The 18900-nt window shown below is 65.3% G+C and carries 20 protein-coding genes and 1 pseudogene; 2 read left to right on the forward strand and 19 right to left on the reverse strand.

Annotation, left to right across the window (positions count from 1 at the left end):
• Window positions 1-21: 21 nt before the first annotated feature.
• From J2X57_RS08505 to J2X57_RS08515, 3 genes and pseudogenes are all read right to left on the reverse strand, one after another.
• Entirely contained in the window at window positions 22-882 is an 861-nt protein-coding gene (locus tag J2X57_RS08505; RefSeq protein WP_309865793.1) for a sulfurtransferase, read from the reverse strand.
• Window positions 876-1681 (reverse strand): annotated as a pseudogene (locus J2X57_RS08510) (CoA pyrophosphatase). The gene J2X57_RS08505 and the pseudogene J2X57_RS08510 overlap by 7 nt, the downstream one beginning before the upstream one ends.
• A gap of 13 nt (window positions 1682-1694) precedes the next feature.
• Entirely contained in the window at window positions 1695-2417 is a 723-nt protein-coding gene (locus tag J2X57_RS08515) for an FKBP-type peptidyl-prolyl cis-trans isomerase (RefSeq protein ID WP_239708973.1), read from the reverse strand.
• 146 nt (window positions 2418-2563) lie between these two features.
• Here J2X57_RS08515 and J2X57_RS08520 point away from each other — a divergent pair, with 146 nt between their 5' ends.
• Window positions 2564-3346 carry an enoyl-CoA hydratase-related protein gene (locus J2X57_RS08520; protein WP_308847295.1) on the forward strand — a complete coding sequence of 261 codons (783 nt, stop codon included), beginning with the start codon at window positions 2564-2566 and terminating at the stop codon, window positions 3344-3346.
• A 49-nt stretch (window positions 3347-3395) separates the two neighbouring features.
• Here the strand turns inward: J2X57_RS08520 and J2X57_RS08525 are convergent, their stop codons facing one another.
• The 5 genes from J2X57_RS08525 to J2X57_RS08545 all read right to left on the reverse strand — a co-directional run bounded on the left by J2X57_RS08525 (window position 3396) and on the right by J2X57_RS08545 (window position 10041).
• Window positions 3396-4286, reverse strand: coding sequence for a DUF1684 domain-containing protein (locus J2X57_RS08525; protein WP_309865799.1), 891 nt, complete (start codon window positions 4284-4286; stop codon window positions 3396-3398).
• A 45-nt stretch (window positions 4287-4331) separates the two neighbouring features.
• Window positions 4332-6185: a DNA mismatch repair endonuclease MutL gene (gene mutL, locus J2X57_RS08530; RefSeq protein ID WP_309865802.1), complete on the reverse strand. Its 1854-nt coding sequence runs from the start codon at window positions 6183-6185 to the stop codon at window positions 4332-4334.
• Window positions 6186-6237: 52 nt separating this feature from the next.
• A complete protein-coding gene (locus tag J2X57_RS08535) occupies window positions 6238-7989 on the reverse strand; it encodes an N-acetylmuramoyl-L-alanine amidase (RefSeq protein WP_309865805.1) in 1752 nt (583 codons plus the stop codon).
• A gap of 121 nt (window positions 7990-8110) precedes the next feature.
• A complete protein-coding gene (gene tsaE, locus J2X57_RS08540) occupies window positions 8111-8572 on the reverse strand; it encodes a tRNA (adenosine(37)-N6)-threonylcarbamoyltransferase complex ATPase subunit type 1 TsaE (RefSeq protein ID WP_090355996.1) in 462 nt (153 codons plus the stop codon).
• On the reverse strand, window positions 8569-10041 hold the full coding sequence (locus J2X57_RS08545) for an NAD(P)H-hydrate dehydratase (protein ID WP_309865808.1): 1473 nt from the start codon (window positions 10039-10041) through the stop codon (window positions 8569-8571). Before J2X57_RS08545 ends, tsaE begins: the two co-directional genes overlap by 4 nt.
• A gap of 35 nt (window positions 10042-10076) precedes the next feature.
• On the opposite strand from J2X57_RS08545, the gene queG reads away from it, so the two are divergent.
• Window positions 10077-11147, forward strand: coding sequence for a tRNA epoxyqueuosine(34) reductase QueG (gene queG / locus J2X57_RS08550; protein ID WP_036115422.1), 1071 nt, complete (start codon window positions 10077-10079; stop codon window positions 11145-11147).
• Window positions 11148-11186: 39 nt separating this feature from the next.
• Here queG and J2X57_RS08555 read toward each other — a convergent pair whose 3' ends face one another.
• From J2X57_RS08555 to rpsE, 11 genes are all read right to left on the reverse strand, one after another.
• Window positions 11187-12560, reverse strand: a complete 1374-nt coding sequence (locus J2X57_RS08555; RefSeq protein WP_036115425.1) for a 3-deoxy-7-phosphoheptulonate synthase class II — start codon at window positions 12558-12560, stop codon at window positions 11187-11189.
• Between the two features lie 43 nt (window positions 12561-12603).
• Window positions 12604-13104 (reverse strand): disulfide bond formation protein B, encoded by a 501-nt coding sequence (locus tag J2X57_RS08560; RefSeq protein WP_309865814.1) that lies wholly within the window; start codon window positions 13102-13104, stop codon window positions 12604-12606.
• A 180-nt stretch (window positions 13105-13284) separates the two neighbouring features.
• Complete coding sequence (gene rplQ, locus J2X57_RS08565) at window positions 13285-13671, reverse strand: 50S ribosomal protein L17 (RefSeq protein ID WP_036115431.1); 387 nt, start codon at window positions 13669-13671, stop codon at window positions 13285-13287.
• Window positions 13672-13881: 210 nt separating this feature from the next.
• The gene (gene rpoA, locus J2X57_RS08570; protein ID WP_036115434.1) at window positions 13882-14880 is read right to left on the reverse strand and encodes a DNA-directed RNA polymerase subunit alpha; all 999 of its coding nucleotides are present in this window, start codon (window positions 14878-14880) and stop codon (window positions 13882-13884) included.
• Window positions 14881-14898: 18 nt separating this feature from the next.
• Window positions 14899-15525: a 30S ribosomal protein S4 gene (gene rpsD / locus J2X57_RS08575; RefSeq protein ID WP_036115436.1), complete on the reverse strand. Its 627-nt coding sequence runs from the start codon at window positions 15523-15525 to the stop codon at window positions 14899-14901.
• Window positions 15526-15536: 11 nt separating this feature from the next.
• Entirely contained in the window at window positions 15537-15923 is a 387-nt protein-coding gene (gene rpsK, locus J2X57_RS08580) for a 30S ribosomal protein S11 (protein ID WP_007513384.1), read from the reverse strand.
• Window positions 15924-15935: 12 nt separating this feature from the next.
• Entirely contained in the window at window positions 15936-16292 is a 357-nt protein-coding gene (gene rpsM / locus J2X57_RS08585; RefSeq protein ID WP_036115440.1) for a 30S ribosomal protein S13, read from the reverse strand.
• 126 nt (window positions 16293-16418) lie between these two features.
• A complete protein-coding gene (gene secY / locus J2X57_RS08590; protein ID WP_036115442.1) occupies window positions 16419-17738 on the reverse strand; it encodes a preprotein translocase subunit SecY in 1320 nt (439 codons plus the stop codon).
• 4 nt (window positions 17739-17742) lie between these two features.
• Window positions 17743-18174 carry a 50S ribosomal protein L15 gene (gene rplO / locus J2X57_RS08595; protein ID WP_309865914.1) on the reverse strand — a complete coding sequence of 144 codons (432 nt, stop codon included), beginning with the start codon at window positions 18172-18174 and terminating at the stop codon, window positions 17743-17745.
• A 3-nt stretch (window positions 18175-18177) separates the two neighbouring features.
• Window positions 18178-18381 (reverse strand): 50S ribosomal protein L30, encoded by a 204-nt coding sequence (gene rpmD / locus J2X57_RS08600; RefSeq protein ID WP_036115449.1) that lies wholly within the window; start codon window positions 18379-18381, stop codon window positions 18178-18180.
• Window positions 18374-18883 (reverse strand): 30S ribosomal protein S5, encoded by a 510-nt coding sequence (gene rpsE, locus J2X57_RS08605; protein ID WP_029213879.1) that lies wholly within the window; start codon window positions 18881-18883, stop codon window positions 18374-18376. Before rpsE ends, rpmD begins: the two co-directional genes overlap by 8 nt.
• Window positions 18884-18900: the final 17 nt, after the last annotated feature.

Here is an 18900-nt window from a genome sequence, read left to right on the forward strand (position 1 = left end):
ATCGCCGGCGAGGAGCGGACGTCAGCCCTCGCCGGTCGCCACACCGCGCGACCGGTCGCTCACCCAGCCACTCCACGACGGCGCATACAGACGCGATCCGCACAGCCCCGCGTACTCCATGGCCAGCAGGTTATGGCATGCGGTCACGCCGGAGCCGCACATGTGTACGACGTCTTCCGCCGGATGGGGTCCGATCACCCCTTCGAAGGCGCGACGAAGGTCCTCCGGTGAGCGAAACCGGCCCTCCGCGTCGAGGTTGTCCGTAAACGGCCGGTTGCGCGCTCCCGGTACGTGCCCCGCCACGGGATCGAGCGGCTCGACGTCGCCCCGGTAGCGCGGCGCCGCACGCGCATCCAGCAGGACGAAGCGCCCGCTGGCGACACCATCGGCGAGTTCATCCGCACCGACCGTGCCTGCTTCGTCGAAGGCCGCGTGTACCGCGGTCGCATCGCGCGAAGCCACTCTCGCATCGACGGGAAGCCTGGCCGCCTCCCAGGCGGCCCAGCCTCCGTCGAGCACCGCGACATTGTCGAGGCCGGCCAGACGCGCCAGCCACCACAGACGTGCCGCCGCCAGTGCGCCGCCTGCCGCGTCGTAAACGACGACCTGCAAATCGGGGCGCCACCCCGCGCGCGACAGCCACGCCGCGAACGACGCCGCGGACGGCAACGGATGTCGCCCCCGGCCGTCCGCCGGCGTGGCCATGTCGGCGAGGTCACGATCGAGGTCGGCACGCACCGCGCCAGGCACGTGCGCCTGTGCGTAGTCCTCATTCCCCTTCGACGGCTGCGCCAGGTCGAAACGCGCATCGACGAAAAGCACATCCTGCGCCGGCAGGTGCGAAGCGGTGATGGCGTCTATCAGCGTGCGCGAGATCAACATGGGCGATGCCCCATTCGCTTGAGCAGGTTGAGAAGAATGGCCGCCGTGACACCCCAGATGCGGTAACCCGCATGGAGAAATTCGACCATGTCGCGGCGGTGGCCACGGAAATCCATCGTATAGCGGCGGAGGTTTTCCGGCTCGAGAAAGAAGGCGAAAGGGACCTCGAAGACCTCGGCCACCTCGCCGGGATCGGGCGTCAGTGTCGCCTCGGCCGCGATGCGCGCAACCACCGGCGTGACGGAGTAACCGCTGATCGTCTCGAAGGATTCCAGGAACCCCAACGGCGTTACCATGCGCGCATCGAGCCCGATTTCCTCGTGACTTTCGCGCAAGGCCGTGGCGACCGCGTCCTCGTCGTGGTCCTCCACCCGGCCGCCGGGAAAGGCGACCTGACCCGCATGCTGCTGCAGCGTGTCCGTGCGTACGGTAAGCACGACACGCTGCTCACGGTCGTCACGAATACCGATCAGCACCGCCGCGGCGCGCCTTGGTGCATCGCCGATGAGCTCGGCCATGTCCTCATGGTTCCAGCCGCGCGGTCCCGGGGGCGCCTCCAGGGGAAGCAGCGCGCCGTGCAGCCGGGCGAGCAGGTCATCCATCAGGCGTTCTGCCTGCCTGGCAGGATCCGGTCCATCAACCAGAGTTTCTGCTCGTCGTCCATCGTGGACCAGCGGGCGATCTCGTCACCCGTGCGCAGACAGCCCTCACAGAGACCGCGCGCGTCGAGCCGGCACACACCGGTGCAGGGAGTCAGGGGCAGCGAGGAGGAAGAGACGATGGCCATACCGTCGGCCATTCTAGCGCGACGGTCAGGGCTTGACGTCGATGAGCTCGAGGTCGAACAACAACGCCTCGTTGGGCCCGATGCGCGGCAGTTCGCCGCGCTCGCCATAGGCCAGCGCCGGTGGAATCACCACTTTCCACTTGTCCCCGACATGCATGCGCGGAATGACGTCCTGCCAACCGGGGATGACGCGGTTGACCGTGAAGGTCACGGGCTTGCCGTGCGCGTATGAGCTGTCGAACTCCGTACCGTCGATCAGCGCCCCGCGGTAATTCACCACGACCGTGCTGGTGACCTGCGCCTGTGCGCCGTTGCCCTTGGCGAGCACGGCGTACTGGATGCCGGAGGGCAACGTGGTCACGCCGGGGCGGGTGCGATTGCGGGCGAGGAAATCCGCGCTGCGCTTCGCATTGGCGGTGGCGACACGACGGAATTCGACCGCCGAGTCGCGCTGGACCTTGGCATCGAAATTGACGAGCTGCTGCTGCATCACGTCGATCGGAACGCCTGGCGCACGCTTGGCATAACCATCCTGCAGTGCCTTGACCAGCACGGCGATGTCCACGTCGGGCTGCGCGCTGTTGGCGAACTGCGTGCCGATCTGATAACCGATCGCATACGACAGCTTCGTCTTGTCGATGACCGGAGCACCGGACGCAGGCGCCGTCGACGGTGCCTGTGCCAACGCCGGGAGGGCGGGCAGGCACAGCAGTGCGGCGATCGTGACCAGCAAACGCGAGGATGGCATCCCGTTCTCCATGAACCCGGAACCCTGGGCGTGCGTGGAGGATAATCCATCGGTCGCCGCCCCGTCCGTACGCCATAAGACGCCGCGCAGGGGGTAAAGGTTCCCCTGCTACCATCCGCCTCCTCGCCCAACCGCCAGGAACCGCCATGGCCTTTCGTACACTTACCACCGCCGACCGCGGCGCCGTGCGCCACATCACGGTCAACCGCCCCGACAAGCTCAACGCGCTCAACCGCGAGACCATCGGCGAGCTGACGCTCGCCTTCCGCCAGGCCGCCCAGGACGATGCCGTCCGTGTGGTGGTCCTCGCCGGCGCTGGCGAGAAAGCCTTCGTCGCCGGTGCGGACATCTCGGAGATGACCGCCTGGTCTCCGGTGAAGGCGCAGGCCGCTTCACGGGCCGGGCAGGACCTCATGCTGACCGTCGAACGACTCGGCAAGCCGGTGATCGCCAAGATCCAGGGCTACGCGCTGGGAGGCGGCATGGAACTGGCCATGGCGTGCCACTTGCGCGTCGCCAGCGACAAGGCGCGCTTCGGTCAGCCGGAAATCGGCCTCGGTCTGATCCCCGGCTTTGGCGGCACGCAGCGTCTCACCCGCCTCGCCGGTCGCGGCATCGCACTGGAGCTGTGTCTGCTCGGCCAGCAGATCGACGCCGCGCGTGCCGAACGCGTCGGGGTCGTCACCCGCGTCGTGGCGGCCGATGAACTGGATGCCGCCGTGGATGCCATGGCCGAACAGCTTGCCGCCGCCGCGCCGCTCGCGCTGAAGGGAATTCTGGAAGCCGTGATCGAGGGTGGCGAGTGCGCGATCGATCAGGGACTGGCTTTCGAGACCCAGGGCTTTGCCATCGCCTTCTCGACGGAAGACATGCAGGAAGGCACCAGCGCGTTCCTGGAGCGGCGCAAGCCGACCTTCAAGGGCGCCTGAGCGCATGCGACGCTGACGCTGGCCTTCCCGCGCGTGGGCGAGCCTGGTGTCAGCCGTGGCCGCCCGCGTACTTCTTCTCGCCCGCCGTCACCCGGACATCCAGCCGGTTTTCGGGCGGTGCCAGTGGGCAGGTGGCGTACGGCGTGAACGCACAGGGCGGATTGCGGGCTTCGTTGAAATCGAGCACGAGTTTGCCGTCCTTCGCCAACGGAGTATCGAGAAAGCGTGCGGCGCCGTACGTCTCCTTGCCGCTGGTGCGATCGGCGAAGACGAAGAACAGCGAGTCGGGTTCTTCCTGGATCGGGAAGAGCTCGTAGGCATGCCCGTCGCGCGTGAACACCGCTTTACCCGGCACCTTTTCCTTGTCGATGGTGCCAAGCACCGAGCCGATCTCGATCTCATGCGGAGGATCGAACGGTACCCACTCCGCTTCGACGCGCCACGACGGATCGACGGGGAAATAGTCGAGGCCGACGAAGTGCGTGCGGGTCTCCGCATTCTCGTCCTTTACGCGCAGCGCCTTCTTGCCGTCGCGGGCGATGACGAAGAAATTGGCGGAGCCGAAGCGCACTTCAGTCGCCTTGCCACCGTTGCCGCCGTCGTCCACCAGGGTCGCCCGCTGCACCTCGCGACCGTCGACAAGGACACCGCTGCTCCTGGCGACTTCCAGCGTGACGTTGCCGGTGTCGTCCAGCGTGACGACGCCGAGGTGTGCCGGGCCGGCCTTGAGCACGATGTCATTGTCCGTGGCGCTGCCGACGCGATTCGCTCCCGGCTGCAACCATTCCAGGCCGATCAGGCTGAGCCATCCGGCCGGCGCCTTGAGGGTTTCGAGGCGCGACGCGCGGACTTTTTCCACGGCGGCGGTATAGGCATCGCCGGCAATGACAGTGCCGGACGTGACCGCCACGACGGAGGCGAAGGCAAACGAACGGATCATGGCGATACCCCGGTTTGGACGTCTATCCGTCCAGCATACACGGATTCAGCGACCGCGCAGAAACAGCCTGTCCAGCTCCCCCAGCGACAACTGCACCCAGGTCGGCCGGCCGTGATTGCACTGACCGGAGCGCTCGGTGGCTTCCATCTCGCGAAGCAAAGCGTTCATTTCAGGAATGCCCAGGCGTCGGCCAGCCCGGACCGAGCCGTGACACGCCATCGTCGAAAGCAGTTCGTTTTCGAGTTCCTCGAGACGACGTGAGCTGCCGTGCTGGGCGAGTTCCCCGAGCACGTCGCGGGTCAGCTGCGCCACATCGGCACCTTCCAGCAGCGAGGGGATACGCCGCACAACGACGCCCGACGGGCCACTGCGCGACAGCTCCAGGCCCCACTCACCCAGTGCGTCCGCATGTTCTTCGGCAGCGGCGGCTTCGCGCGCGCTGACCGCGATCGACAACGGCACCAGTAGCATCTGCGAGCGCAGGTTGGCGGTGACGCGACCGTTCTTGAGCTTCTCGTAAGTGATTCGCTCGTGCGCCGCGTGCATGTCGACCAGCACCATCCCGTGCTCGTTCTCGGCGAGTACGTAGATGTTCTTCAGCTGCGCGATCGCGTAGCCCAGCGGCGGGACGTCGCCACCCGACTCCGACTCGTTGCCGGCTGGCGGCGTCCACGACGTCGAGGGGCGCGGCGCCGATGCGGTGCTGCCGAACAACGTGGCATAGCCGGCGAGCGGCTCGTCGCGGACACCGAGTGTCAGGCGCGACTGACTGCCCGCTTGCGGCCAGGCGGCCATCGGAGGAGCCGACGACTGGGTGGCGGTAAAGCCGGGCTGCACGAAGCCCGAGCCCACCGTGCCCACCATGGCCACGGAGCCTTCGCCCGCCGCTGCGGCGACACCGGCGCGTGTCTGCGCGAGCGCCTCGTGCAAAGTCCGGAAAAGAAAATCGTGGATGAGTCGCTGTTCGCGAAAGCGCACTTCACTCTTGGCCGGATGCACGTTCACATCGACGCCGACCGGATCCAGCGTAAGGAACAGCACGAAGACCGGATGACGACCATGAAACAGCACGTCGGCATACGCCTGGCGTACGGCATGCGCGACGATGCGATCGCGGACGAGTCGCCCGTTGACGTAGAAATATTGCTGGTCGGCCTGGGAACGGGATGCCGTGGGCAGCCCCACCCAGCCGGACAGGCGCAGACCGGCCGCCTCGTGATCGACCCGCAGCGACTGGCCCGGAAATTCCGGACCGAGGACCTCGGCGACACGGGCCAGCGCGGCATGTTCGTCGCGGGCCGGCTTCAGCAGCCGCACCGGCTTGCCATTGTGCGACAGGCGGATATCCACGCCTTCGCGCGCCAGTGCCAGCGATTTCAGCAGGTCGTCGATGTGAGCGAACTCGGTGCGCTCGGCACGGAGAAACTTGCGTCGGGCCGGCACGTTGTAGAACAGGTCGCGCACCTCGATCGTGGTACCCGGCGGATGCTGCGCGGGACGCGCTTCCTGCAGGCGACCGCCATCCACCTCGATACGCCAGGCGGCGTCTTCACCGGTCGAACGGGACGTCAGCGCGAACCGCGCCACCGATGACACGGAGGCCAGGGCTTCACCGCGGAATCCCATGCTCGCGACGCGCTCGAGGTCGTCGAAGCTGCCGATCTTGCTCGTGGCATGCGACGCCACGGCCAGGGCAAGCTCGTCGCGAGGAATGCCGCCGCCGTCGTCGCGCACGCGGATCAGGCGGGAGCCGCCCTGCTCGATATCGACCTCGATGCGGCGGGCGCCTGCGTCGATGCTGTTCTCGACGAGCTCTTTGACCACCGAGGCGGGCCGCTCGATGACTTCGCCGGCCGCGATCTGGTTGATCAGCTCGGGCGGCAGGGGGCGAATGGGCATGGCTTACGACCTGACTGCGTTCAGGTCGAAAGGATAGCCCAAGGCGACTCCGTCAGCTCGACGGAATGACCATCACCGACCCGATGCGGACGTTGTTGTCGTTCATCTTGTTGGCGCTCTTGAGCGCGCCGACCGACACGCCGTACTGCTGGGCGATACCGGTCAGCGTCTCACCGCGGTTGACGCGGTGCAGGTCGCGCACGTTGTCATCGGCGCGGCCGGCGGGCGCCGCCGGCTTCGGCGGGGCGTCGACGGTCTGCACGACGATGGCGTCGGATGGCGGACGTTTGGCCCCGCCCTTGAGGGGCGCGGGTTCTGGTCGGGATGCGGGCGTCGGTGCCCGGCTGGCGGGGGCTTTCGCGACAGGCTCACGACTGGCGACCACCCGGGTCGTCGCCGCCTTGACCGCGTCGGATGCCACGGCCCCGGCGTCCGAGGCCACGGCCGGCGCGGCGGGCGCACTCGCCGCCGTCGAAGCCAGCGACGTGCCGTTGCGCCGCGCGGCCTGCGCGGCAAACCACGTACCCGGGGGCGGCATGGACTCGAAATAGTTGCGCACGCCGCCGAGCACCGCGGTCGCCAGCTCACGACGGTGACCGTCGTCGCGCAGGCGCTTTTCTTCGGTGGGATTCGTGATGAAGGCCGTCTCCACCAGGATCGAGGGGACGTCCGGCGAACGCAGCACCACGAAGTTGGCGCGCTCGACGTAGCCGCGATGGGTCGGGCCCAGGCGGCCTAGGGCCTTCAGCACGTTGCCGGCAATGGATTCGCTGGCCTGCATCGCGTAGCCCTGCTGGAGATCCAGCAGCACGGCGGCGAGGGAATCGTCCTTGTCGTCCAGCGAGACGCCGCCGACCAGGTCGGCGCGGTTTTCACGGTCGGCCAGCCAGCGCGAGGCCTCCGACGTCTTCCCGCGAGGGGAAAGCACCCAGACCGACGAACCCTTGGCGTCGCCGTTCTTGAACGCATCCGCGTGAATCGACACGAACATGTCCGCGTTGTGCTCGCGAGCGATCTGGTAGCGGCGCTTCAGCGGAATGAAGTAATCGCCGTTTCGGGTCAGGACGGCCTGCATGCCGGGCTGGCGGTTGATCTGGTCCGCGAGCTCGCGCGCCACCTGCAGCGTGACGTCCTTCTCGCGCAGACCTGTAGCGCCCCTGGCACCGGGATCTTCGCCGCCGTGGCCCGCATCGATCGCGACGACGACCTTGCGCTCACCGGTCAGCATCGGCGGCGAGCCGGCTGAAATCGTCTTTGCCGTCTTTCCAGCCCTGCCGCGTTTTCCACCGGAGGGCGCAACCGTCGGCGTATCCGCGGCGGCTTCCGCATCGGCCTGCGCGGCAGCCTTCGCAATCGCGGGCATGTCGTTGTCCGTTGGACTGTTATCGCCGGGGTCGCTCTGCCCGCCCGGATAGAGGTCGAGCACCAGCCGGTACCCGTAGTCCCCGGCCGGCTTCAGAAGGAAACTCTTCGGCTTCGCCCTTGCATCGACGCTGGCGACCAGGCGGGCGCCGCCGCCCTGCCTGCCCGTCGTCATCGACTTGAACAGGCCCTGCGCGCCTGGCGCGGAGAAATCCCCCGTCACCGAGCTGCCGGCGATATCCAGCACCACGCTGCCCGGGGTGTCTCCCTGGGACATCTTGTAGGTCGCCGGACCGGAGAGATCGAAAACGACCCGGGTGTATTCCGGGCCCGCCCAGACGCGGGCTGCCTTCACGTCGGCCGCATTCGAGGCGGCAGGAGCAAACGTCGCGACGGCGGTCACGCACGCAAGCAGGCCTAATTTGTTAGTGATTCCCCTCATATGGCCCGGATTGAACTCCATGCGCCCGACGAATGCAATATCTTTTCCCTTGATAATCCATAACCTGCGAAACCTTCGTCAACGCGCGTACAGGAATGCGCTCCAAACAGCGACAGGAAGGTCAGTCGCCGAGGGCTTCCAGAAGTCGCCGACCCGTGGGAGTCCGCGCCTCGAGCCGAACGGCGCGGCCGCCGTCGGCATGTCGGAAGTACAGCTCCAGATCGACAGGCGGTAATGCCCCAGCGCCGCGCTCAGGCCATTCCACGAGGACGATGGCGCCGGGCTCGGCCAGGCTGTCGAGGCCCAGCCATTCGAGTTCGCCGGGATCCGCGATGCGATACAGATCGAGATGAAAGGCACGACGATCGCCGATGTCGTAACCCTCGACGAGGCTGTACGTCGGGCTCTTTACGCGCTCGCCGACACCGAGCGCGCGAAGAAACGCTCTGGCGAACGTCGTTTTCCCCGCGCCGAGATCGCCATGCAGGAAGGCGACCAGACCGCCGGGAAACGCCCCGGCCACACTGCGGCCGAGGGTGAGGGTTGCTTCCTCGTCAGGGAGAATCCGCTCGGCGCCGCTCATGAGGGTAGCCCGTTGACGAGCCGGCGAAGCGGCTCGAGCAGGTCGCCGGCAAGCAGGCCACGCTCGCCGGCTCGCGCCGCCACATCCGCGGCGCGCGCATGCAGCGCCACGCCGAGGCAAGCGGCTTCATAAGGTCTACATCCCTGCCCCAGCAAGCCAGCGACGATACCGGTCAGGGTATCCCCCATGCCGCCGCTCGCCATGCCCGGGTTCCCCCACGGGCACACGGCGACCTCGCCCTCGGGCGAAGCGATCAGGCTGCCATTGCCCTTCAGGACGACGACGGCGCGGTAGCGCCGGGCCAGCTCGCGGGCCGCCGCGAATCGATCGGCCTGAATCGCCGCGGTTTCGACGCCCAGCAGGCGTGCCGCTTCCCCGGGGTGCGGGGTCAGGACAATGTGTTCCGGAAGTGCGCGCGGCTCGGCGTGAAGCAGATTGAGCCCATCGGCATCCAGCACCGTGGGCAAGCCGGCGTCCAGCGCGGTGGTCCAGAGAGCGTGCCCCCAGGCCGCCTGGCCGAGTCCGGGACCGAGGGCCACCACGGATGCCTTGTCGAGCATGGGCTGCAACGCCTGCGGGCCGTTGACGCCATGTGCCATCAACTCCGGGCGCGCGCCATTCATCGCCAGTACGTTCTCCTCGCGGGTCGCCACGCTGACGAGTCCCGCGCCCGTCCGGAGCGCAGCCTCGGCAGCCATGCGTACGGCACCGCCGGTACCGTGGTCGCCGCCGATCGCGAGGATATGGCCGTTGCTGCCCTTGTGCGAATCCCTCGGACGACGGGGCAACGAGGCTTCGATGAGCAGGCACGCGTCCGGCGACTCCAGCGCGCTGTCCGGCAGGTCGAGTGAATGGAGCTCGATATCGCCCGCCACCTCGGCCCGATGCGTATGCATGCCGCGCTTGCGCACGATGAAAGTCGCCGTGGCGTCGGCGTGCACGGCCACGCCCGGACAGTCGCCGGTGTCGGCATTCAGCCCCGAGGGCACATCCAGGGCAAAAACGGCCACCTTCGCGGCGTTGATCGCCTCGATCGCTTTGCACGCTTCGCCTTCAGGCGCGCGATTGAGACCCGTGCCGTAGATCGCGTCCACGATCAGCTCGGCGGCCGGCAGCGCCGACCACGCATCGAACGCTTCCATGCGGCCACCCGCCGCCTCGAAGGCCTCGCGCGCCCGACAGGCATCGGCACCACCGGGCGCCCCGAGCGCCACGAGATCGACGGCCAGACCGTCATTCAACGCGTCGCGCGCGACCAGGTATCCGTCGCCTCCGTTGTTGCCCAGGCCACACACGATCCGAAGGCGGCGAACCTCCGGCCAGCGCAGGCGGAGCATGCGATAAGCGGCCGCCGCGGCCCGCGACATCAGCTCGAAGCCGGGGATGCCGAGCTCGTCGATCGCGCGCCGGTCGATGGCACGGGCCTGCCCGGACGTGAAGAGGGCGATATCGAGGTTGGGTGCGGTCATCGGAGGATTATAGGAGGGCCAAGTAGAATGCACGTATGCCCGCCACCACCGACACCGACTACGCCGCACTCGCCACCGACATCAAACGTTGGGCGCGCGAGCTCGGCTTCGCGGATGTCGGCATCGCGGGCACGGACCTCGGTCACGACGAGGCATATCTCGAACGCTGGCTGGCCGATGGCCATCACGGGGAGATGGACTACATGGCGCGCCACGGCACACGCCGCAGCCGCCCGGCTGAACTCGAGCCCGGCACCTTACGCGTGGTGTCCGTGCGCATGGACTACATACCGCCCGGCACGTCGAACGCCTGGGACGTGGTCAACGATGGCGAAAAGGCCTACATCGCCCGCTACGCGCTGGGGCGCGACTATCACAAGGTCATGCGCAACCGCCTGCAGAAACTGGCGGCAAAGATTGGCGAACACATCGGCGACTTCGGCTACCGGGCCTATGTGGATTCGGCACCGGTACTCGAGAAAGCGCTGGCCCGTAATGCGGGGCTCGGCTGGATCGGCAAGCACACGGTCCTGATCAACAAGCGCGCGGGCTCGTATTTTTTCCTCGGTGAGCTGTACACCGATCTGCCCCTGCCCGTCGACGAACCCGCGAGCGCGCATTGCGGCAGCTGTCGCCGGTGCATCGATATCTGCCCGACCCAGGCGATCGTGGCGCCGTATCGACTCGACGCTCGTAAGTGCATTTCATACCTGACGATCGAGCTCAAGGGCAGCATTCCCGAGGAGCTGCGCGCACCGATCGGCAATCGTGTGTTCGGCTGCGATGACTGTCAGTTGATCTGCCCGTGGAACAAGTTTGCACAGGAGGCGACGGAGCCTGATTTCGCGCCAAGGCACAGCCTCGACGGCCCCAGGCTGGTCGACCTGTTCGCCTGGAGCGAATCCGAGTTTCTATCGCGCACCGAAGGCATGGCCATCCGCCGCACGGGTTATGAAGGCTGGCTGCGTAATCTGGCCGTCGGCCTGGGCAATGCGCCTACGTCCCGGGAGGTCGTCGAGGCACTCGAGGCGCGTGCCGACGATACCTCGGCGATCGTCCGCGAGCATGTTGCCTGGGCGCGCAAACGTCATTCACCGGCGCGGTAACGAAAAAAGGCTCCGTTCCCGGAGCCTTTTTCACTGAAGTCAGGCCATGCCGCCCGACTTCCTCACGATCAACATCGCCAGCTCGAGCGACTGTTCGTAATTCAGCCGTGGATCGACCATCGACTTGTAAGCGCGATCGAGGTCCGTCTCGACCAGACCGCGCGCGCCACCGAGACACTCCGTGACGTTTTCGCCGGTGAGTTCGAGATGGACACCGCCAAGACGCGTGCCGGCGGCCGCATGGATGTCGAACGCCTGGTCGAGCTCGCCCGCGATATTGGTGAAACGACGCGTCTTGTAGCCGTTGCTGGTGCTTTCGGTGTTGCCATGCATCGGATCGGCGACCCAGAGGACGCGCCGGCCTTCGCGCTTGACCGCCTCGAGCAACGGCTGCAGCTGCGTACCGATCTTGTCGTTCCCCATTCGATGAATCAGGGTCAGACGGCCCGGCTCCTCCGTCGGATTCAGCACATCGATCAGCCGGATGAGTTCGTCCGGCTGAACCGTGGGGCCGACTTTCACGGCGATCGGGTTGCGGATGCCGCGGAAGTACTCCGTGTGAGCGCCGTCGAGTGCCGCGGTGCGCATACCGATCCACGGGTAGTGCGTCGACAGGTTGAACCAGCCGTCCTGACGCGGCACCTGGCGAGTCAGAGCTTCCTCGTAATGCAGGAGCAGCGCTTCATGCGAGGTGTAGAAGTCCACACGCGAGTAACTGGAGATCGACTGACCGGCCAGCGTTTCCATGAAACGCAGCGAGTCGCCGATGGTCGCGACCATGCGCTTGTATTCGGCAGCCAGCGGCGAGTGGTCGACCCAGGCGAGATCCCAGTATTCCGGGTGATGCAGGTCGGCAAAACCGCCGTCGATCAGGGCGCGGACGAAATTCATCGTCATCGCCGAACGCGCGTGCGCCTTGATGAAGCGCTGCGGATCCGGGCGACGCGCCTCCGGGGTGAACTCCGGGCTGTTGACCAGGTCGCCACGGAACGCCGGCAGCGTGACGCCGTCACGGGTTTCCGTGTCCGCCGAGCGCGGCTTGGCATACTGACCCGCAAAACGCCCCACCCGGAGCACCGGCTTCTTCATGCCGTGCACGAGCACGAGGCTCATCTGCAGCAGCACCTTCAGGCGGTTGGAGATGATCGGGCTGTTGCAGTCGGCGAAGCTCTCGGCGCAGTCGCCACCCTGAAGCAGGAATCGCTCGCCGTCCTGCGCCTCGGCAATGCGCTGCTTCAGCGTGAGGATTTCCCACGACGTGACCAGCGGCGGCAGTTCACCCAGCTGACCCAGGGCACGATTGAGCTCCGCCTGATCTTCATAGGTGGGCTGCTGGAGGGCGGTCCTCGACCGCCACGACCCCGGCGTCCATTCGGCGGACGGGGGAACTACGGCTTTGAGGGAGTGCTGCATGACGGCGGTGCCTTCGTAATGGCGCCTTGGCGGCGCGAGAAAATCAGCGAACGGTGCGGCGGATGGCCAGGAGAGCCCAGACGATCAGAACCACGAACCAGAGCAGTGTCCAGCCCGGCATGGGGATGCCGAGGATGGGTTCGATCCTGGCGCACTCACCCGAGCCGGTGAACGCGAGCTTGAGCATCTTCGTGAACGGAAATGCGTCGAACAGATAACCCAGGCCGGGACCGCACGCGGGGATCTGATCGGCCGGCAGGGATTGCAGCCAGAGATGGCGTCCCGCCGTAGCGATGCCCCAGAGTCCACCCAGCGTGATCAGCGTCGCATAGACGACACGCCCCGACCGGCTCTTCGGCGAGTGAAGGCCACCGATGAGGAAGAACAGACCCATCGTGCAGACGGCGATGCGCTGAAAGATGCACAGCGGGCACGGATCGAGATGCATGACGTACTGTGCGTAGAGCGCGAAGGCCATGAGGCCGGCACACACGACGAAACCCAGCAGGAAACGCGAACGGAGCGACAAGGTAGAGAGGGCCATGGGGGGTTGGTGCGTTGCGGGACACCCACGTTAACCCGATGTGCATGCCCTTGTCAGTAGGCGCGTGAAGTTTCTTTTGTAACCATAGATCAAGCACTTGCGTAGCTGACAGCCCACCGGGCATAAAAAAAGCCCCGGCAGGTTACCCGGCCGGGGCTTCTTCACTTTCAGCCGCGAGGCTTACTCGGCGTCGGCAGCCGAAGCGGCGGCCGGGCGATCCACCAGCTCGACGTACGCCATCGGAGCGTTGTCGCCCGGGCGGAAGCCGCACTTGAGGATGCGCAGGTAGCCACCGGGACGCTGCAGGTAGCGGGGACCGAGCTCGACGAACAGCTTACCGACGGCCTCTTTGTCGCGCAGACGCGCAAACGCGAGACGACGGTTGGCAACGCCATCGGTCTTGGAGAGCGTGATGAGCGGCTCAGCAATACGACGGAGTTCCTTGGCCTTGGGAAGCGTGGTGCGGATAAGCTCGTGCTTGATCAGCGACGCGGCCATGTTCTTGAACATGGCTTCGCGGTGGCTGCTCGTGCGGTTGAGCTTGCGACCGGATTTCTGGTGACGCATGGCGATAACTCTCTATGTCTGTTGTTATGAAAAGCCGGCCAGGATGAGCCGACTTCCCGCGGTTACCCGCTGATGCGAGGCTGTCATAACGCCTCGCTGTAAGAGCACGGCCTCTTTGGACCGCTTTGAAGATCCGGAGGAAGTGCGCGACGGCATCCACCGGATGGAGCAAAGAATCGGGGCGATCGAAATGCGATCGCCCCGTTTGAATCAGCCCAGCTGCATACCGTGCGACAAGCCCGGCGGCGGCCAGTTTTCGAGCTTCATGCCCAGAGCGAGACCACGCCCGCCCAGGACATCCTTGATTTCCGTCAGCGACTTCTTGCCAAGGTTCGGCGTCTTCAACAGCTCGACTTCGGTCTTCTGGACCAGGTCGCCGATGTAGTAGATGCTTTCGGCCTTGAGGCAGTTCGCGGAACGGACCGTCAGTTCGAGGTCGTCGATCGGACGCAGCAGAAGCGGGTCGAAACCGCCCTTCTCCGCCTTGGTCGAATCGCTCTCGCGGCGCGAGAAGTCGCCGAAAACCGACAGCTGATCGTTGATGATTTCAGCCGCCTTGCGGACAGCGTCTTCAGCACCGATCGTGCCGTTCGTTTCGATATCGAGCACGAGCTTATCGAGGTTGGTGCGCTGCTCGACACGAGCGGCGTCCACTTCGTAAGCGACGCGCAGGACCGGCGCGAACGACGCGTCGAGCTGCAGACGGCCGATCGGCCGCGTCTCGTCATCCGGGTGCTGGCGGGCGCTGGCCGGCTGGTAGCCGACACCGCGACGCACCTTCAGACGCATGTTCAGTGCCACATCCTTGGTGAGGTGGCAGATCACGTGATCCGGATTGACGATTTCAACGGAGTGGTCGACGGCGATATCGCCTGCCGTGACCACGCCCTTGCCCTTCTTCGACAGCGTCAGGGTGACTTCGTCACCGCTGTGCTGACGGATGGCGACATCCTTGAGGTTCAGCAGGACTTCGATCACGTCCTCCTGCAGGCCTTCCAGAGTGGTGTACTCGTGCAGTACGCCGTCGATTTCGACCTCGACGATCGCGCTGCCCGGAATCGAAGAGAGCAGCACGCGACGCAGCGCGTTGCCCAGGGTGTGACCAAAGCCACGCTCGAGCGGCTCGACCACCACCTTAGCGCGGTTCGCTCCAAGCTGCTCGACGCTGAGGCCACGAGGCCGCAGCACACTAGTTGACGAAACTGCCATGCAAGGCTCCGGTGAAGATTACTTCGAGTAAAGCTCGACGATCAGGGCTTCGTTGATGTCGGCCGGCAGATCACCGCGATCCGGCACAGCCTTGAACGTGCCTGCGAACTTCTTGCTGTCGACCTCGACCCAGGACGGACGAAGGTCCATCGTGTCGAAAACCGTCGCTGCTTCCTGGACTCGCAGCTGAGTGCGAGCCTTTTCGGTCAGCGAGACTTCGTCGCCCGGACGGACGTGGAAGGAAGGCACGTTGACCTTCTTACCATTGACCGTCACGGCCTTGTGGGCCACGAGCTGACGAGCCTGGGCGCGGGTGACCGCGAAACCCATACGGAACACGACGTTGTCGAGACGGCTTTCCAGGAGGCGCAGCAGGTTTTCACCCGTATTGCCCTTCTGGGTCGAAGCCTTGGTGTAGTAGTTGCTGAACTGACGCTCAAGCACACCATAGATGCGCTTGACCTTCTGCTTCTCACGCAGCTGCACTGCGTAATCGGAAAGACGGGCGCGCTTGTTGGCGCCATGCTGACCGGGTTTGTTTTCGAGCTTGCACTTGGAATCAAGCGCGCGGGCCGGGCTCTTAAGACCGAGGTCGGCACCTTCACGACGCGCAAGTTTGCAGGTAGCTCCACGATAACGGGCCATGGGTATGCTCCTTAGACGCGACGCTTCTTGGGGGGACGGCAGCCGTTATGCGGAATCGGCGTGACATCGATAATGTTGAGCACTTTGTAGCCCAACGCATTCAGTGAACGCACGGCCGACTCACGGCCCGGGCCGGGGCCCTTGATGCGAACTTCCACAGTCTTCACACCGTAGTCGCCTGCAGCGCGGCCAGCCTTTTCGGCGGCAACCTGGGCAGCGAACGGGGTCGACTTACGGGAGCCGCGGAAACCCGCGCCGCCTGCAGTCGCCCACGACAGGGCGTTGCCCTGACGATCGGTGATCGTGACGATGGTGTTGTTGAAAGAAGCCTGCACGTGTGCCACGGCATCCGTGACGACGCGCTTGATCTTCTTCTTGGTTTTAACCGGCTTAGCCATAATCGGTATCCGTTACTTCTTGATCGGACGACGCGGACCCTTACGGGTACGGGCGTTGGTACGCGTGCGCTGGCCGCGCACCGGCAGGCCACGACGGTGGCGCAGGCCACGGTAGCAACCCAGGTCCATCAGGCGCTTGACCGCCATGCCGACTTCGCGGCGGAGGTCACCTTCGACCGTGTACTTAGCGATTTCAGCTCGGATCTTTTCGACCTCGCCTTCGCTAAGCGACTTGATGGGCGTGGTCGGAACCACGCCTGCATCCACACAAACCTGCTTCGCCCGCGAACGGCCGATTCCGAAAATGCTCTGCAGGCCGACCCAGACATGCTTCTGGACTGGCAAATTGACACCCGCGATGCGCGCCATGATGTACTGTCTCCGATGCGTTTCGTGCGCGGTAAACGCGCAATTTTAACCTGAATTAACCTAAACGGGAAGTCCTGCGGCGCTGGGCGCCAAGGCCTCCCCTACTTGGGGGCTTATCGTCCAATCTCAGCCACGGCGGAGATTGGACTTCTTGAGCAGACTCTCGTACTGGTGGCTGACGAGATGGGCCTGGACCTGAGCCGTGAAGTCCATCACCACCACCACCACGATCAGCAGCGAAGTGCCGCCGAAATAGAACGGTACGTGCCAGGCGTTCTGCATGAACGTGGGCACCAGGCAGACCAGCACGATGTAAATCGCGCCAACACCGGTAAGCCGGGTCATGACGCCATCGATGTAGTCAGCCGTCGCGCGACCCGGACGAATACCCGGAATCAACGCGCCCGAACGCTTGAGGTTATCCGCCGTTTCCTGCGAGTTGAACACGATCGCCGTATAGAAGAAGGCGAATCCGATCACCAGCACCGCGAACACGATGTCGTGGACCGGCTCACCCGGGCTCAGCGCCGTGGTCAGCCACTGCAACCAGCGCGACTGATTGGCGGAGCCAAACCAGGTCGCGGCGGTTGCCGGAAAAAGCAGAAGGCTCGTCGCGAAGATCGGCGGAATGACGCCCGCCATGTTGATCTTCAGCGGCAGGTGCGAGGTCTGGCGCTGGAACTGGCGCTGGCTGCCCTGCTTCGCGTAATTCACGGTGATGCGCCGCTGGGCGCGCTCCATGAACACCACGAACGCAGTCACCGCCAGGATCAGTGCCGTCACCATGAGCAACTTCAGTACCGACAGCTCACCGTTGTTCGCCATGGTCAGCGTGTGCGCGATGGCACCCGGCAGACCTGCGACGATACCGGCGAAGATCAGCATCGAGATACCGTTGCCGATACCGCGTTCCGTGATCTGCTCACCCAGCCACATCAGGAACATCGTGCCGGCGGTGAGGCCGACGACCGATGCCATGACGAAGCCGGCACCCGGCATGTAGACGACCGGACCGCTGGCGCCGACCTGCTTCTGCAGGGCGACCGCGATACCGAAAGCCTGAAATGCCGCCAGACCGACCGTGCCGAAACGCGTGTACATGGTCATCTTGCGACGACCCGACTCGCCTTCCTTACGCAGAGCCATGAGCGACGGAATGACCGAGCCCATCATCTGCACCACGATCGATGCCGAGATATACGGCACCACACCGAGCGCGAACACCGAGAAACGCGACAGCGAACCACCGGAGAACATGTTGACCATGTTCAACAGGCCGCCGCCGCCTTCCACCAGGCTCGTCATCGCCTCAGGATTCACGCCCGGAACCGGGATGAACGAACCGAGGCGGAAGACGATCAGCGCACCGATCAGGAAGAAGATGCGCTGACGCAGTTCCGTCAGTTTGCCCAGCGAGCCGAGCGTTGTGCCCTGCGCTGCAGCCACCTGATTACTCCACGCTGCCGCCGGCGGCTTCGATAGCCGCCTTGGCGCCGGCTGTCGCAAGCACGCCCGAGAGCTTGATCGCGCGATTGATTTCACCCTTCAGGACAATCTTGACCTTCTTCGCGCGGCTGGACACGAGACCGGCGGCGTGGAGAGCGATCAGATCGATCGTGTCGGCTTCGATGACGGCGAGCTGGTACAGCATGACCTGCTGCGTGTCGGCCTTCTTCAGCGAGCGGAAGCCCACCTTCGGAAGACGACGCTGCAGCGGCATCTGGCCGCCTTCGAAACCCACGCGGTGCGTGTTACCCGCACGGGCGTGCTGACCCTTGTGACCACGGCCGGCCGTCTTGCCGAGGCCGGAGCCGATACCGCGAGCGACGCGGGTACGGGTCTTGCGAGCGCCCTTACCGGGCCTGAGATCGTTAAGACGCATGACTTACTCCTCGACCCGAACCAGGTAGTAGACCTTGTTGATAAGGCCACGGACCTGCGGGCTATCCTTCAGTTCGCGGACGTCATTGAGCTTGCCGAGACCGAGGGCCTTGACGCTCAGACGATGACGACCCTGCACGCCGCGCAGACCCTTGACCAGGCGCACGCGGACGGTACCGCCAGCGGCGGTTTCATTCTTCTTAGCCATTGCCGAGAACCTCTTCGATCGTCTTGCCACGCTTGGCGGCGATGCGCTTCGGCGAAGCAACGGCCTGCAGACCCTTGATCGTCGCGCGGACGAGGTTGATCGGGTTGCGCGAGCCGACAGCCTTGGCGAGCACGTCCTTCACGCCAACCACTTCGAGGACAGCGCGCATGGCGCCGCCGGCGATGACGCCGGTACCCTGCGAAGCAGGCTGCATGTAGACGCGAGCCGCACCGTGGTTGGCCTTGATGGCGTACCACAGCGTGCCGTTGTTGAGTTCGATGGACACCATGTTGCGGCGGGCGCGCTCCATGGCCTTGGAGATGGCAACCGGCACTTCACGCGCCTTGCCATAACCAAAACCGACGCGGCCTTCGCCATCGCCGACAACCGTCAGCGCGGTGAAGCTCATCTGGCGGCCACCCTTGACGGTCTTGGCCACGCGGTTGACGGCGATAAGCTTTTCAAGCATGCCGTCCGAATTTTCGCGATCTGTCGAGGACATCTCTTTTCCTGATAGCC

The sequence above is a fragment of the Luteibacter sp. 1214 genome, assembly GCF_031455395.1.
In the GTDB taxonomy this organism is placed as follows: domain Bacteria; phylum Pseudomonadota; class Gammaproteobacteria; order Xanthomonadales; family Rhodanobacteraceae; genus Luteibacter; species Luteibacter mycovicinus.